Below are 14,493 nucleotides of genomic sequence, written 5' to 3'. Positions count from 1 at the left end.
CGCTCCTATTTACCGGTTGCTACTGCATTAACGTCTTTAGGCTGGATCACATCGCCGGTGTTATTTCCCCAAGCATTACGCTCGTAGGTAATCACCGCAGCGATATCTTTCAGGGACAGCATCTTGCCAAACGCCTGCATGGCCGTGCCTGCTTTACCGTTAAGCACAATATCGATGTGCGCTTTCTGATCCTCCAATACCATCTGACTGCCTTTAAGTGCAGGGAAAACGCCCGGCAACCCCTGACCGTTAGGCATATGGCAGGCTGCGCATGTCGCGTTGTACACTTTCTCGCCGGTACTCATCAGCTCTTCTTTGCTCATGCTCATGGCCAGCAGGCGCTGCTCTTCTTCTTTCGCCTGTTTCACAATGGCTTCCTGCTCTGTCATCCAGTTTTTATATTCATCCGGGCTCTTCGCAATCACCACTACCGGCATGAAACCATGATCCTTCCCGCACAGTTCAGCGCACTGTCCACGGTAGATACCGGGCTCATTCACTTTGGTCCACGCCTCATTGATGAAGCCCGGATTAGCATCTTTCTTTACTGCGAAATCTGGCACCCACCAGGAATGGATAACGTCGTCAGAGGTGATCAGGAAGCGGACTTTTTGTCCGGTAGGAATGACCAGAGGACGATCTACCTCAAGCAGGTAGTTTTCCCCTTTTTCGAATTTGTTCTCAATCTGCTCACGCTGTGTGGCCATGATGGAGTAAAAGGACACATCGCTGTCCATGTACTTGTAATGCCATTTCCACTGGGAACCGGTGACAAGAACCGTCATTTCAGGTTCACTGGCATCTTCCATCGCGATGAGGGTTTGTGCTGCCGGGACGGCCATAAATATCAGGATCAGGAAAGGAATGACTGTCCAGGCGATTTCTACTTTCACGTTTTCGTGGAAGTGCGCCGGTTTGGCGCCCCGGGATTTACGGTGCTTGAACATGGAGTAAAACATCACACCGAACACCACCACAGCGATGGCCACACAAATTGAGAACATCAGCATATGCAGGTCGTACACCTGTCCACTGATGTCTGTGACACCTTGTCTCAGGTTGATTTCACCTGCCCGGTCTGATGTTGCCATGGTTTCTGCTTGCAGCGACGCCGGAATAACAGACATCGCTAACCCCCAAACCATCATTGCGTTACATACGAGTTTCTTCACTCAACACCTCCGTGATGGAGGATCTTGTGTAATACCCTGCTCACAGGACCCTGTCGTATCAGGCTATCCGCCTGTTAATTTTTATCTCTTTTTGTTATTTTTTCGTTAACAGCGGTATAAGAATTAAACAGATTTCATCTTGTGTCTAGTCTTTCTGAAAAAATAAATGGCCGGGGTGGCCTCAGAAACAGGGTCAAAGCACTTCATTCTGATATTTCGAATGTTTCGTTCAGATCTTCGACACATCCGTATTTAAGGAACGCCGTATTATAGGTAAGTAAATCGTCCTCACACTTGTGACATCAACGTTATGAAAGGAATGTGTAATGAATAAATTTATCCCGGCAGTATTAGTTTCAGGTTTAATCAGTGCAGGCGCATTCGCGGCGCCTGTGAGCTATCAGATTGATCCTACTCACACCAGCGTTATCGCTTCATGGAATCACTTCGGATTCTCTAACCCGACAGCCGCCATCAACGGCGCTGAAGGCACCATCGTGTTTGACAAAGACGCGCCGGAAGACAGCAAAATCGATGTGTCGGTGAAAATTGATACCATTGATTCATTTGTTAAAAAGCTGAATGAAGAATTTGTCGGTGCTGACTGGTTCAATGCAGCGAAGTTTCCTTCTGCCACCTTCACCAGTACAGATGTTGAAATGACAGGTGATAAGACGATGGAAGTGACCGGCGATCTGACGATCAAAGGTGTGACTAAGTCCGTCACTATGGATGTCACTCTGAATGGTTCAGGTGTACACCCGATGACACAGAAAGAAGCGATAGGTTTTGATGCAATGACCACCATCAAGCGTTCTGACTTCGGGATTGATATGTATGTACCGAATGTGAGTGACGAAGTCACGCTGCACATCACCACAGAAGCACAAGCTAAATAAGTTTTCGCATCACCGTCCAGATGCCCGGCCCGCGCGAGCGGGCTTTTTTATTGGTAGCGGCCTGTTAACTGCGGTAGTCTGATTGTTTTTATTGTCAGGGATTGCTTCTATGTTGCGCCGCGCTGTTTTCTCCTCTTTTCTGTTATTTTTAACACCCTCTGTTTTTGCCAAAGATCTTCCTTCCGGCGCTATTAACGCTCAGTTTGAAGAAGCGGTAAGTCATGACACAGTGCCGGGTATAACCATGGCACTGGGCAACGATAAGGGCATGCTGATGGCTAAAGGCTACGGTTTTGCCGACGTGGAAAACCATGTACCGATGACGACAGATCACAAGGTGCGTATCGGCAGTGTCTCTAAACTCATCGCTACGGCCGGATTAATGCGTCTTGCGGAAGCGGGCAACATTGATCTGGATAAACCGGTAACTGAATACGTCAGCGCATGGCCTGCTGATAAACCGGTCATTACTCTGCGCCAGCTTACCTCACATACAGCAGGCATCAGGCACTACAAAGAAGGTGCCAATGAATTCCTTCTGAATGAAAGTTATCCGGATATCGACAGTGCACTGGCGATGTTTAAAGATGATCCACTGCTGTTTGCACCCGGCACAGATCACCGTTATTCAACGTTTGCCTGGACACTGGTCAGTGCCGCAATGGAAGGGGCTGACGCGTCCCGGGATTTCCGCGCCATCATAAACGAAGAAGTGTTCGCGCCGCTGAAACTGGACAACACGGTATTTGACGACCAGTACACCATCATCGATCACCGGGCGAGACCTTACACCGTACACGAAGGTGAGCTGATTAATGCGCCACAAACGGATCACAGCTATAAATGGGCCGGCGGCGGTTTTATTTCTACGCCGTCAGATATTGTCCGGTTTGCTGTAGCCCATGTGGCAAGCGATTACCTGAAACCAGAGACTACCCGCGCCATGTTTACTCCTGCCAGGCTTAACAATGGTGAAACCGTGGGCTTCGGCATAGGCTGGAAAACCGGTTTTGGCGATTACAAAAAACGTAAAGCGTATAAAGATAACGTGAGCGCGCTGGCTTTGATGGACGATATTCCTGATGCAGTGATGCACTCAGGTGGCAGTATGGGCGGCATTACAATGACCATTCTTTGCCGTGAACATAAAACAGCGGTTACTGTAGTAAAAAATGTCAGTGGTGAAGACAATGCTGATGTTTTTCTGCTGGCGCTCAAGACACTGCACTTTGCACATACCAGCCAATAGTAAAGAAAAAGGGCGATGATGGTTTATATCATCGCCCTTCCAATTTTTAGCGCTGTGGCCAGCGCACACAATAGTTATTGCACCGCGCTTAGCGAAAGGACTTACATCCAGTCAGCATTGCGGATTACACCTACAGCCAGACCTTCAATGTTGAATGGTTCAGCAGCAAGATCCACCTTTATGGTATCGAATTCTTCATTTTCTGCATGCAGCCAAACTTCGCGGCCGCGTTTTTCCAGACGTTTTACCGTGACATCCTCATCAACCCTGGCAACAACTACCTGCCCATTGTGCACGTCAGTAGTTCGGTGAACGGCAAGTAGATCACCATCCAGAATACCGATATCTTTCATACTCATACCGTTTACACGTAACAGGAAATCCGCACGGGGGTGGAACAGATCAGGGTCGACCTTGTAATGCATTTCCACATGTTCCTGCGCCAGAATAGGTTCACCTGCCGCAACACGGCCGATTAACGGTAAGCCTGCGTCTTCATCGTTTTCTGCTTCCAGCGGAATATTCAGCTTTATACCCCGTGAGGTACCCGCCAGAATTTCGATTACACCTTTACGGGCCAGCGCCTTTAAATGCTCTTCTGCTGCATTAGCTGATTTAAACCCTAATTGCTTCGCAATTTCCGCACGGGTGGGCGGCATGCCGGTTTCCAGCATGGTGGTTTTGATCAGTTCGAGAACTTCCGTTTGTCTTGGAGTAAGTGGACGCATAAACAGCCCTGTTTTTCTATACAGTTCCTGTGAGTATATACAGTTGCGCTGGTTTGACAAGGGCTGCCGGCGAAATTATTACGCTTATTCAGGGGGCGCAGTTAACAACGCCTGGTTTTCATTGCAACGATATGCATTAGTTGTACATTGTAATACGCTGTTTTAGTTCTCCTTGGGAATAAAAAGGTATCTTCTTATCAAGAAATTTTAGCCAGGGGCCTCCTAATCAGAACGCCACCGGCTAAATTTGAGGGAAATTATGCAAGTTGTTTAATCAAGGCTTGCGCGACAGCTTCGGAGCTGGCTGGATTTTGGCCTGTAATCAATCGGCCATCTTCAACTACGTGAGGCTCCCAGTCCGCACCTTTTTCATAGTGACCGCCAAGACGAATGAATTCATCTTCTATCAAGAATGGCACCACATCAGTCAACTCCACCCCCGCTTCTTCTCCGTTAGTAAAGCCAGTAACTTTACGACCTTTGATAAGCGGCTCGCCGTTATCAGTTTTTACATGACGCAGGACCCCAGGGGCATGACACACAAAACTGATTGGCTTGCCTGCCCGCTCAAACGCTTCGATCAGTGAAACAGACTGTTCTGACTCAGCAAGATCCCACAGGGGGCCATGGCCGCCCGGATAAAACACCGCATCAAAATCTGTGTGTGACACGTTTTCAAGTTTGACAGTGTTCGCCAGTACTTGCTGCGCTTGTTGGTCTTGCTTAAATCGCTCAGTCGCAGGGGTTTGAAAATCAGGCAAATCACTTTTCGGATCCAGAGGTGGTTGTCCCCCCAGAGGTGAAGCCAACACCAACTCAGCACCAGCATCTGTAAAGGTGTAGTAAGGCGCTGCAAACTCCTCCAACCAAAAGCCTGTTTTTTCACCGGTGTTACCCAGCTCATTATGCGATGTAAGTACCATTAAGATTTTCATATAAACCTCTCTATCTTTTAACAATATGGATGAATCAATGATTAAAAAAAAGCGTCTACGGCTGCTTGTTTGTCTGCATACGGTGCTCGCAATCGAAGATTTGATACACCCGCTTCGCTTTGTACTACCACCGCCCTGGCATGAGAGAACTGGCGGAAGCCATGAATACCATGGTAAGCCCCCATACCTGACGCGCCCACACCACCAAAAGGCAGCTCATCAATAGATACATGGGTCATGACGTCGTTGATGACCAGCGCTCCGGAAGTCGTTTGTTGTGCAAATACTTGCTGTGCTGTCCTCATTGAAGTAATAGGCGGCTAAAGGGCGAGGGTGTTGATTGATGTAATCAATTGCCTCGTCCTCTTATTGATACAGACGAATGGGCAATAATGGACCAAATATTTCTTCCTGTATGATTGCCATATCGTCGGTTGTCCCAATCACTAGTTGCGGAGCGATTTTACGGCTTGAGGCGTCATAAGCCGGTTCATTTTGCGGCGCAAGATTGATGATCTCTGCGCCTTTTTGACGTGCATCTTCTAATAGATCGACTAAGCGCTGGTAATGGTGTTCGTTAATGATTGCGGTGTAATCGGTATTTTCTTGAATGCTTGGGAAGGTTTGTCCCATAAATTCTCGCGCTTGAGCTTTGAACGCTTGAGTTTGCTCTGCAGGCAGCAAAACGTAATCTGGTGACAGGCAAATTTGACCTGCATTAAAGGATTTAATCGTTAATGTGCGCTCAACTGCTTTGCTCAGGTCAGCACCTTTAGCCACCATAACAGGCGACTTTCCACCCAGTTCCAGAGTCACTGGCACAAGGTTTTCTGCAGCAGCACGCATCCCCTAGTACTACGGTTAGCTCTTCAGGGCCGAAGTAACGGGCCACTAACTCAGCCAATAATTCTGAAGTCTCAGGCGTCAGTTCAGAAGGTTTTAACATGGCGCTATTACCCGCTGAAAATACACCAGCTAACGGTCCAAATGCTAAATTGATTGGAAAATTCCAGGGACTAATGACACCAACAATCCCTAACGGTTGAAACTGTATTTCAGTGTGCATTTCAGGATCAGGTGAGGCGGTTTGTTCTGCCTCCATCCAGGTATCGAGATTATCGATGGCGTGTTGCAACATATTACTGGTTGTTACCATATCGGCCACGTAAGACTGATATAAGCTACGGTGTCCAAAATCTTCGCTCATGGCAGAAGCAATGGCTTTATGGTTATCACGGATTAATTTTATACAGCGCGGTCACTTAACTTGACGCAACCTGCTGTATCACAACACATTGCAGGACTAGAGGTGGCCATTGGGCGACCTTTATTTGAGCGTTCTTCTAGTGGCGTCGAGCCTACCTCCACAGCGGATGAATTAGCCATGGACATTGGTGATAAGCTGGAAGTAGCTGAGGCGGCTTTGGCTTAAGCAAGAGCTCGATCAATGGACATCTCTGGTGTCTTGCAGATAGTCGGACATGCGGATTTTATAGCTGAGATACTCAGTGTACCGATGCTACCGTTATTGGAGTCGGGGGTGAAAATTCGTATGCACACCGGTAACGGCAGTATGGTGTCGGACATGTTACTTGAGGGGCACTGTGATCTGGGAATCTCAGCCCACCCAGTCTTAGATGATCGTTTAAAAAGCGAGCTGATTTATACCAGTAAATTACTCCCAGTGGCCGCTCCAAGTACCGTAAAGCGCATATTGTCAGCACAAGACTTTGGTTGGTCTGTTATGCCCGAGTTCTTATGTCAGCAGCAAATTGCTCAAAGCGAACTCATGGAGATCCCTTCGCCAGTTGGTACACATGAAATTCACTACTACCTAATTTGGTTACCCAGTGCTTTACGTCAAGTCCGCGTTGCTCACGCAAGACAGACCTTACTCACTCAATTATGGTCGTAATGTCGCCGTTTACCCCGGCGCCATTACTTATCTTTTTCAGTAGCTAACGCGTTATGCACCGCCCGGGTGAGAGGATAAAACCAGAGCACCACAGCCCCGAGCAGACAGCCTGCGCTGGCTACCAGCGAAATGATTTCGACAAACAGCACAGACTCAATATCAGCGTTTGCACTCTGCGCCGCATATTCCAGCGCACCGGCAATCACAGCAAAAGACAGCCCGTCGCTTATCCGCATCACCAGATGAAATGCGCCAAAGGTAAGCGCCTGATTAGGTATCCCCTGATCCCTCGCACCGTACTCAATGGTGTCTGGTAATGCTGACCACACCAGTACCAGCAGTCCGCCTGAGAAAAAACCACAAACAGCGAAATAAACACATGCACCGGTCATCGTGGCCGGGGTCAGCAGAAGAAAGCTAAGGAAAGTCACAGCCAGCCCGGCCAGCGCAAGGATCATGGCATGATGCTTTTCCATGCGCTGTGAGAGGTGGTTAAACCAGGGTAGCGCCACCAGCTTTCCTGCCGCCAGACTCATAATGAACCAGGTCGTCAGCTTCTCGTCGTGAAAAAGCATGCTTGCGAAGTAAACGCCGGATTTGTAGAACACCGGAATAAAGATACACGGCAGTAATGAATATACCGCCAGTACCATGAATGCCTTATTTCGCAGGAGTGCACGGAATGCTTTACTGAGCGGAGGCGGGTGTTTGACCGCTGTCAGATTACCTTCCCGCCAGACCGGCAAAATACATAAATAAATATTCACCAGCATGAACACGCTTGCCGTGATAAGCAAGATAGTCCGCATCCCGTTATCCTGTGACTCCAGCATAGCAAGTGTATCGCCGGCAAATGCGGCGAAGAGCAGGATTGCACAGGAATTATAAAAAATGCGGGATGAAGACAGACGTGTCCGCTCATGGCTGTCTCTGGTCAGTGACCCCATCATCGCGTTGTGAGGTATGTCTACCAGTGCATAACCAATGCGAAAGAGGATGGTCACCACAAGATAAAAAGTAAACAGGTAGTCCGCACCGGCCGGCAGGGGATAAAACAAAATAGCGAACGACAGTACTGTCAGCGGCGCACCTGAGGCGATGACTTTCTGGTAGTGCAAATTATATCTGTCGAGAAGCAGAGACAGCGAGATATCCAGCACGCCGGATACAAGCAGAGACACCATCAGGATCAGGCCCGCTGCCGCTGCCCCCAGTCCCTGTATATCGGCAAAATAATAAAGCAGCAGTAAATCAGTAAAGTTCCAGAGTGTACTTTTAGTAAAAGCACCGGATGCATAGGCCTGTCTCTGGAAAGATGTCAGCATGAGCAGCTTCCGGAGGGCGGGATAGCAACCGGCATATTCATATCAGAGCAGCGGCCCGCAGGAGCTTCGCTGCACGTATTTACAAGTCAGATCTTCTTTCTCTTCATAGGGACGATGCAACACAAGCTGTTGGATCAGCTTGCCGGCCGCTGCGCGTCCCAGATTGCCCACCGGCTGGTGCACAGTGCTGAGTGGTGGCCACAGATTCTTACTGGAAGGGTCGTCGTCAAAACCTATCACCGATACATCATAAGGGATCCGCAATTTCAGCTGGCTGGCCACTTTGTAAACCAGAGTGGCAAGATAATCATTGAAGGTAAAAAATGCGGTGGGGCGATCGTCCCCGGACAGCAGATGGCGGATAATCTTTTCATATTCTTCATCTGACGACATAGGGCCCTGAAAAACCAGCGATGTATCAACAGGAATATCAAAATCGCGGTGCGCTTCTTCATAGCCCTGATAACGCAGTAAGCCACCGTGTACATTGTTAAAATTAATGATCGCAACACGGCGGTGCCCCAGCGTAAGTAAATGACTCACCGCCTCTTTCACGCCGGCCACAATGTCACAGGAGACGCAGCTGTTGGCGTCCAGTGACATAGGCAGAATTTTAACCGCCGGTTTTTGTTCAGCTTCGATGACTGACAATACTCCCTGATCATCACACAGTGGTGGCGTAAGAATGTAACCGTCAGGGTTTGAACGTTCCGCCAGTGCCTTAACCTGTTCCGCCAGCGAGGTTCTGTCTTTTACCGGCCGCACCAGTAAATCGTAGCCAGCTTCGTCACACACTTCGATAGCACCGGATGTCAGTCTCGCCGAATAGGAGTTCGAGGCATAGTCCATATATAAGAGACAAATAAGATAAGACTGTTTGGTGCGCAGGCGCCTGGCATTGAGGTCCGGCCGGTAGCCGGTAACGGCCACTGCACTGAGCACCTTTTCTTTATTTTTATCTCTGACTGTCGGGTCATTATTTAATACACGCGATACCGTTTTAATTGATACACCGGCAACCCGGGCGACATCATGTACCGTGAGATTCTTATCCGTCTTCATTATGGCGAGCTTCGTTTATTTATGAACACATTGTGCCACAGAAGACACCTGACAGAGAATCCATCAAGTTGTAAAAAGTTTCGCAAATAGACAACGATAGCATATATTATATAAAAATAGATTTATAACCATTCAGAATATGTAAAATAAATATAAATTAAATCATAAAATTAAACTTAACTGATTTAACAAACAGTTAAAAGACAACGATAGACTTTTCAAATATCAACGTAGTATGATTGTTAAACATTTAACAGATATTAAACATTTGCCACACCGGAATCTGCCGTACCGGTGAGTGATAAAAATAAAAACCGTTAATTTGCCGGGTGCTGATAACAGCCCCGAAAGGACTACACTCTGAGGAGAAAATCCGATGTTTAACAAAAAACCACTGAATCGCGCATTGTTGCTCGCACTGGGCACGATGACATCCACTTATGCCGCGGCTCAGGACAACACCAATGATGACGCGAAAACGAACTCACAACTGGAGGTCATTGAAGTCACCGCACAAAAGCGGGTACAGGGCTTCATGGAAGTACCGGTTGCCGTTACCACAGTATCCGGCGAAATTTTAGATGCCGCTCAGGCCACAGAATTCCAGGACTTAGTTCAGGTAAGTCCGTCGGTGACATTTAACCAGTCCGGCGATATGCGTGGTTCCGGTGTGAACATTCGCGGGATTGGTACCACCGCGTTCCAGACTGCTGTTGAACCTACTGTCAGTACAGTCATTGACGGTGTCCCCCTTGGCCGTACGGTACAGTTTTTGTCGGATCTGGCAGATATTGACCGGGTTGAAGTACTACGCGGACCGCAGGGCACCTTGTTTGGTAAAAATGCTTCCGGTGGTGTACTGAGTATTTTTACTAAACGTCCGGAAGATTCATTCTTTGGTGAAGTCCGCCTTACGCTCACTGATGATGACGCCTGGGGCATGATGGGTCAGGTGACCGGCCCGATCAGTGACAATGTGCGCGGACGGTTGTCTTTTTATAACCGTGATTTCGATGGTTTTGTGGAAAATGTTACTAATGGCGACACCATCAACGGAGACGAAAGTAAAGGTGTAAGAGGTAAACTCGATATCGATCTGGGTATGAATGACAACGTTTATATTATTGCCGATTATTCGAAGCAGGAAAGGGACTGCTGTACGTCAGTTTTACAAAGTATTGGCCGGGGCTCACTGGCAGACTTGCATCAGTTAGGAGAAGACTATGCCGACGTGGATGTATCCTGGGGTAACAACAAGGTCAAGATTGCCAGTCCGGCATATTCCAACACTGAAACCGGCGGGATCTCAGTTGAATACAACCACAGCTTTGAAGACTTTGCGCTGACCTCAATTACTGCTTATCGCGGCTTCACCCTGGAAACAGCTCAGGATGCAGATATCAATCCGTACACGTCGCCGGTAACAGGCCATGTACTGTTCACCAAAAACGGCGCTTCCGGCGGCGGCGATCAGCAACAAACCCAGTTCTCACAGGAACTGCGTTTATCCGGCCAGGCCACTGATAATATTTTCCTGACAGCGGGTGCATTCTACTGGGAGCAAACCGTTGAGCGTTATTTCGAACGTGAAGTGATGCGCTGCGCCGATGCCTACGATCCGGCTGTGGGCACTGTCGCCTGTTCAGAAGAAGGCTCAGGCATCGGTTTTGCTGCGATGGACTCAAAAGTTGATACCCGCAACTACGCATTCTTTGGTCAGGCAGACTGGGATGTAACCGAAGATTTTACTGCGTCATTGGGCCTGCGCTACACCAAAGATGAAATATCTTTTGATTTCGCCCGCGGCGCTACAGTCATTACCGGCCCGTTCTCAGGATTACCGGCACTGCCTGCGTCAGCCGGGTATTTCACCAATGAAACCGAAGACGACGCACTGACAGGCCGCCTGGCGCTGTCGTACGATATCAACGATACCACCATGATTTTCGGTAGCTATGCCGAAGGTTACAAAGCCCCTGCGTTCGACCTGATTTTCTCGCTGAACGAAAGCCGAACCGCACCGGTACCGGCGGAAACAAACAAAGCCTGGGAAGGCGGCGTGCGTTCAGAGTTTTTCGACCGCAGATTGCGTCTGTCTGTCACCGGTTTCCACACTACCTTCGAGAATTTCCAGGGTCAGGCTTACAACCCGGAAACGGTGACCTTCTCACTCACCAGCGCCGGTGAAGTGATCACCGAAGGTCTGGAAGTAGAGTTTAACGCCAAGCCTGTCCCTGAGTTACTGATCAGTGGTGGTGTCGCCTTTATCGATGCAACCTACGGTGAATTCCAGGATCAACAATGCTATTTCAATCAAACAGCAGCACAAGGCTGTATTGACGGCTTCCAGTCGATTACCGGCGGAGATGTGCCTAACTCTCCGGATACCAAGTTTACTTTGTCCGGCAAATACAACATCTACCTGGACGGCGACATGGATATGTTCGTCAGCGCCAATTACCGCTGGCAGGATGAAACCCAGATGAATCAGAACCAGGCACCGTATCTTATTCTGCCAAGCTACAGCGTATTGGATCTGACTGTCGGTCTGCAGGCAGATGACGGTAAATGGGTCGCCAGTGTATTTGCGAAAAACGCACTCAACGACACCTATGTTGCTCAAATCGGTACCGCTATCTTTGATCAGAGCAACATTAACGCTCAGCTGACCAGAGACTTCCAGCGTTATATGGGTGTTGAATTTACATATCGCTTCGGCGCTTACTAACCCGGTGATACATTTCGCGGATAAAAGACAACGTTGCTTTTATCCGCACTTTTTCACTTTTTACAAATACGGAATAAGCAACCATGCCCGACACATTCACTAAGAAGCTGTTAACTGCTGCCAGCGCCATCGCCTTAAGCTTGTCGATGAATGCCAGCGCTGCAGAACAACAGCGTAACGTTATTTTTGTACTGATGGATGACCTTCGCTACGACGGTATGGGTTTTCTGCAGGAAGAACTGCAAACCCCGAACATTGATAAACTGGCTGAAACCGGTGTGTATTTTCCCAATGCGGTAGTGACATCCTCACTGTGTTCACCCAGCCGCGCCACCATTCTTACCGGCATGACCGCCCGTAACCACAAGATTGTTGATAACAATAACTCCAGTGAAGAAGGCCTGACCTTCTTTCCCAAATACCTGCAACAGGCAGGCTATCAAACCGGTTTTTTCGGTAAGTGGCACATGGGCAGCCATTCAGATATGCCCCGTGACGGATTTGATAAATGGGTCAGCTTTCCCGGACAGGGAGCGTATTACCCGACTGACGCCATTCCGGCTCCGATGCTGGCGAAAGGTATGGTGAATCAGCTCAACGTGGACGGTAAACACGTTAATCAGAAAGGCTACATCACTGACGAGCTGACGGATTACGCACTGGACTGGCTGAAAAATGATGTGAAAGGAAACCAGCCATTTTTCATGTACCTGAGCCATAAAGCTGTGCATTCCGATGCCACGCCGGCTGAGCGCCATAAAGGACAGTACGATGATGTGGATTTCAAATTACCGGACTCAGCGGTGGTGACAGAAGAGGACGCTAAAAACAAGCCCATGTGGGTACATAATCAGCGCAACAGCTGGCACGGCACAGACTTTTTCTATGCCAGCGACCGCACTATGGAAGCATACCTTAAGGAGTATTACGCCACATTGTCAGCCGTTGATGACAGCCTGGGCGAGTTAGTGCAGTACCTGAAAGACAACGATCTGTACGACAACACCATGGTGGTATTTTACTCAGACAACGGCTTTCTGATTGGCGATCACGGCCTTATCGATAAGCGCAATGCTTATGAAGGCTCAGTACGCGTTCCTCTGGTGATCAGCGCGCCTGGCCTGCTGCCACAAGGTGCGACCAATGAGGCACTGGTGAGAAACCTGGATATGGCTCCTACTTTCCTCGAACTGGCGGGCGCAGCGCAACCTGAACAGTTTGAAGGAAAAAGCTTTCTGCCCGTGGCATCCGGCAAGGTAGCAGAAGACGAGTGGCAGTCGCCTGATTTTGTTTACGAGTACTACTGGGAATGGTCTTTCCCCATGACGCCTACCACCTTCGCCATTCGTCGCGGCGATCTTAAATACATCCAGTATCACGGTGTCTGGGACATCGAAGAACTTTACGATCTGAAAAACGACCCGGAAGAAATGCATAACCTTATCCGCGATCCGAAATATGCTCATGAGTTACTGCCACTGCGTCAGGCGCTCTACGCCGCTCTGCGTCCTGCTGATAACAGCAAGCCCTCGGTACCCTTTAACGCAAGGCTGGCTGAAGGTATGAACCTGCGCAAGAAAGACGGGTTGAAGGCCGCTCCTTTCCCGGACTGGTGGCTGGTTGAGCCCAACCGCAAAGACATGTACATGGGACTGTTTCCTGATACGCCGATGAAAATCGACATGCAGCGCAAAGGTGAAATGTACTTCCCGTGGATGGAAAAAACGGCTGACAAGCCGCGTCACTAAGGAGTTTGGTAAATGCGAATGTTACGCTGGTTAACTTTCTCCGTTGTTGCCGGTTTATCCCTAACCGCATGGGGAAAGCAACCCAACATCTTGTTCATCGTTGCCGAAGATCTGAGTCCGCGCATAGGAACCTTCGGCGATGAGATTGCTAAGACCCCAAATATTGATGCACTCGCTGAGCAAGGCATTCGCTTTACCAACGTTTATGCAGCGGCCGGCGTGTGTGCGCCGAACCGTTCTGCACTCATATCCGGTATGTATCCCATTTCCATGGGAACCCATCAAATGCGTACCTCCCAGTTACCTTTGCCGAATGGTAGAACCGGGTACGAAACCGTTACTCCCGCGCAGATGAAAGCATTTCCTGAACTGCTCCGGCGGGCCGGTTATGAAACGGTGAATTTCGCCAAGAAGGATTACCAGTTCGGCACACCTTCGACCCTCTGGGATAAAGATATCGGATACTATTTTTCGCCACTGAAAGCAGATTTATGGAATGAACTCTCCGGCGGGAAACCATTCTTCGCAATGATAAACCTGATGTCGACTCACGAAGGACACCTGTTAACAGAAGACGGTAAAGCCGCAGAAAAATTTAAGGGCTTTACGGATTTAATCAAACAAGATCTGGCAAGGGTGCAGGCCGTCACCGACCCGGCTTCCGTTACCGTGCCGCCTTATTACCCTGACACACCTGTGGTACGCCGGTACACAAAACGATAAGTTAATTTC

At 48.9% G+C, this 14,493-nt stretch carries 14 protein-coding genes and 1 pseudogene; 7 read left to right on the top strand and 8 right to left on the bottom strand.

Features of this window, described 5'->3' with window-relative positions; translation table 11 throughout:
- Positions 1 to 5: 5 nt before the first annotated feature.
- Entirely contained in the window at positions 6 to 1,091 is a 1,086-nt protein-coding gene (gene coxB, locus ACXAH4_RS00665; protein WP_474842404.1) for a cytochrome c oxidase subunit II, read from the bottom strand.
- 407 nt (positions 1,092 to 1,498) lie between these two features.
- Here coxB and ACXAH4_RS00660 point away from each other — a divergent pair, with 407 nt between their 5' ends.
- Both ACXAH4_RS00660 and ACXAH4_RS00655 read left to right on the top strand, forming a co-directional pair.
- Positions 1,499 to 2,071 (top strand): YceI family protein, encoded by a 573-nt coding sequence (locus ACXAH4_RS00660; protein ID WP_119503152.1) that lies wholly within the window; start codon positions 1,499 to 1,501, stop codon positions 2,069 to 2,071.
- Positions 2,072 to 2,180: 109 nt separating this feature from the next.
- Positions 2,181 to 3,320, top strand: a complete 1,140-nt coding sequence (locus ACXAH4_RS00655) for a serine hydrolase domain-containing protein (protein ID WP_474880292.1) — start codon at positions 2,181 to 2,183, stop codon at positions 3,318 to 3,320.
- Positions 3,321 to 3,421: 101 nt separating this feature from the next.
- On the opposite strand, the gene lexA is transcribed toward ACXAH4_RS00655, so the two are convergent.
- The 5 genes from lexA to ACXAH4_RS00630 form a co-directional block, all read right to left on the bottom strand.
- Complete coding sequence (gene lexA, locus ACXAH4_RS00650; RefSeq protein WP_119503154.1) at positions 3,422 to 4,048, bottom strand: transcriptional repressor LexA; 627 nt, start codon at positions 4,046 to 4,048, stop codon at positions 3,422 to 3,424.
- A gap of 257 nt (positions 4,049 to 4,305) precedes the next feature.
- On the bottom strand, positions 4,306 to 4,983 hold the full coding sequence (locus tag ACXAH4_RS00645) for a type 1 glutamine amidotransferase domain-containing protein (RefSeq protein WP_474848650.1): 678 nt from the start codon (positions 4,981 to 4,983) through the stop codon (positions 4,306 to 4,308).
- A 41-nt stretch (positions 4,984 to 5,024) separates the two neighbouring features.
- Complete coding sequence (locus ACXAH4_RS00640) at positions 5,025 to 5,288, bottom strand: aldehyde dehydrogenase family protein (RefSeq protein WP_474842194.1); 264 nt, start codon at positions 5,286 to 5,288, stop codon at positions 5,025 to 5,027.
- A 61-nt stretch (positions 5,289 to 5,349) separates the two neighbouring features.
- Positions 5,350 to 5,805: an aldehyde dehydrogenase family protein gene (locus ACXAH4_RS00635; protein ID WP_474880290.1), complete on the bottom strand. Its 456-nt coding sequence runs from the start codon at positions 5,803 to 5,805 to the stop codon at positions 5,350 to 5,352.
- A complete protein-coding gene (locus ACXAH4_RS00630; protein ID WP_474880639.1) occupies positions 5,756 to 6,223 on the bottom strand; it encodes an aldehyde dehydrogenase family protein in 468 nt (155 codons plus the stop codon). Before ACXAH4_RS00630 ends, ACXAH4_RS00635 begins: the two co-directional genes overlap by 50 nt.
- A gap of 24 nt (positions 6,224 to 6,247) precedes the next feature.
- Here ACXAH4_RS00630 and ACXAH4_RS00625 point away from each other — a divergent pair.
- Both ACXAH4_RS00625 and ACXAH4_RS00620 read left to right on the top strand, forming a co-directional pair.
- Positions 6,248 to 6,415 (top strand): annotated as a pseudogene (locus tag ACXAH4_RS00625) (helix-turn-helix domain-containing protein); the annotation flags it as partial.
- 15 nt (positions 6,416 to 6,430) lie between these two features.
- A complete protein-coding gene (locus ACXAH4_RS00620; protein ID WP_474848654.1) occupies positions 6,431 to 6,898 on the top strand; it encodes a LysR substrate-binding domain-containing protein in 468 nt (155 codons plus the stop codon).
- A 23-nt stretch (positions 6,899 to 6,921) separates the two neighbouring features.
- Here the strand turns inward: ACXAH4_RS00620 and ACXAH4_RS00615 are convergent, their stop codons facing one another.
- Both ACXAH4_RS00615 and ACXAH4_RS00610 read right to left on the bottom strand, forming a co-directional pair.
- Positions 6,922 to 8,223 carry an MFS transporter gene (locus tag ACXAH4_RS00615; RefSeq protein WP_474842200.1) on the bottom strand — a complete coding sequence of 434 codons (1,302 nt, stop codon included), beginning with the start codon at positions 8,221 to 8,223 and terminating at the stop codon, positions 6,922 to 6,924.
- 42 nt (positions 8,224 to 8,265) lie between these two features.
- Entirely contained in the window at positions 8,266 to 9,285 is a 1,020-nt protein-coding gene (locus tag ACXAH4_RS00610) for a LacI family DNA-binding transcriptional regulator (RefSeq protein WP_474842202.1), read from the bottom strand.
- 376 nt (positions 9,286 to 9,661) lie between these two features.
- Here ACXAH4_RS00610 and ACXAH4_RS00605 point away from each other — a divergent pair, with 376 nt between their 5' ends.
- The 3 genes from ACXAH4_RS00605 to ACXAH4_RS00595 all read left to right on the top strand — a co-directional run bounded on the left by ACXAH4_RS00605 (position 9,662) and on the right by ACXAH4_RS00595 (position 14,484).
- Entirely contained in the window at positions 9,662 to 12,013 is a 2,352-nt protein-coding gene (locus tag ACXAH4_RS00605) for a TonB-dependent receptor (protein WP_474842203.1), read from the top strand.
- Between the two features lie 83 nt (positions 12,014 to 12,096).
- Positions 12,097 to 13,761, top strand: a complete 1,665-nt coding sequence (locus ACXAH4_RS00600; RefSeq protein WP_474842204.1) for a sulfatase family protein — start codon at positions 12,097 to 12,099, stop codon at positions 13,759 to 13,761.
- A 12-nt stretch (positions 13,762 to 13,773) separates the two neighbouring features.
- On the top strand, positions 13,774 to 14,484 hold the full coding sequence (locus ACXAH4_RS00595) for a sulfatase-like hydrolase/transferase (protein ID WP_474880289.1): 711 nt from the start codon (positions 13,774 to 13,776) through the stop codon (positions 14,482 to 14,484).
- The last annotated feature ends 9 nt before the right edge of the window (positions 14,485 to 14,493 follow it).

It is taken from the genome of Alteromonas sp. ABV2_168, assembly GCF_056161165.1.
Note: the sequence above shows the minus strand (reverse complement) of the source record. Positions and strands in the feature narration are given on the sequence as shown.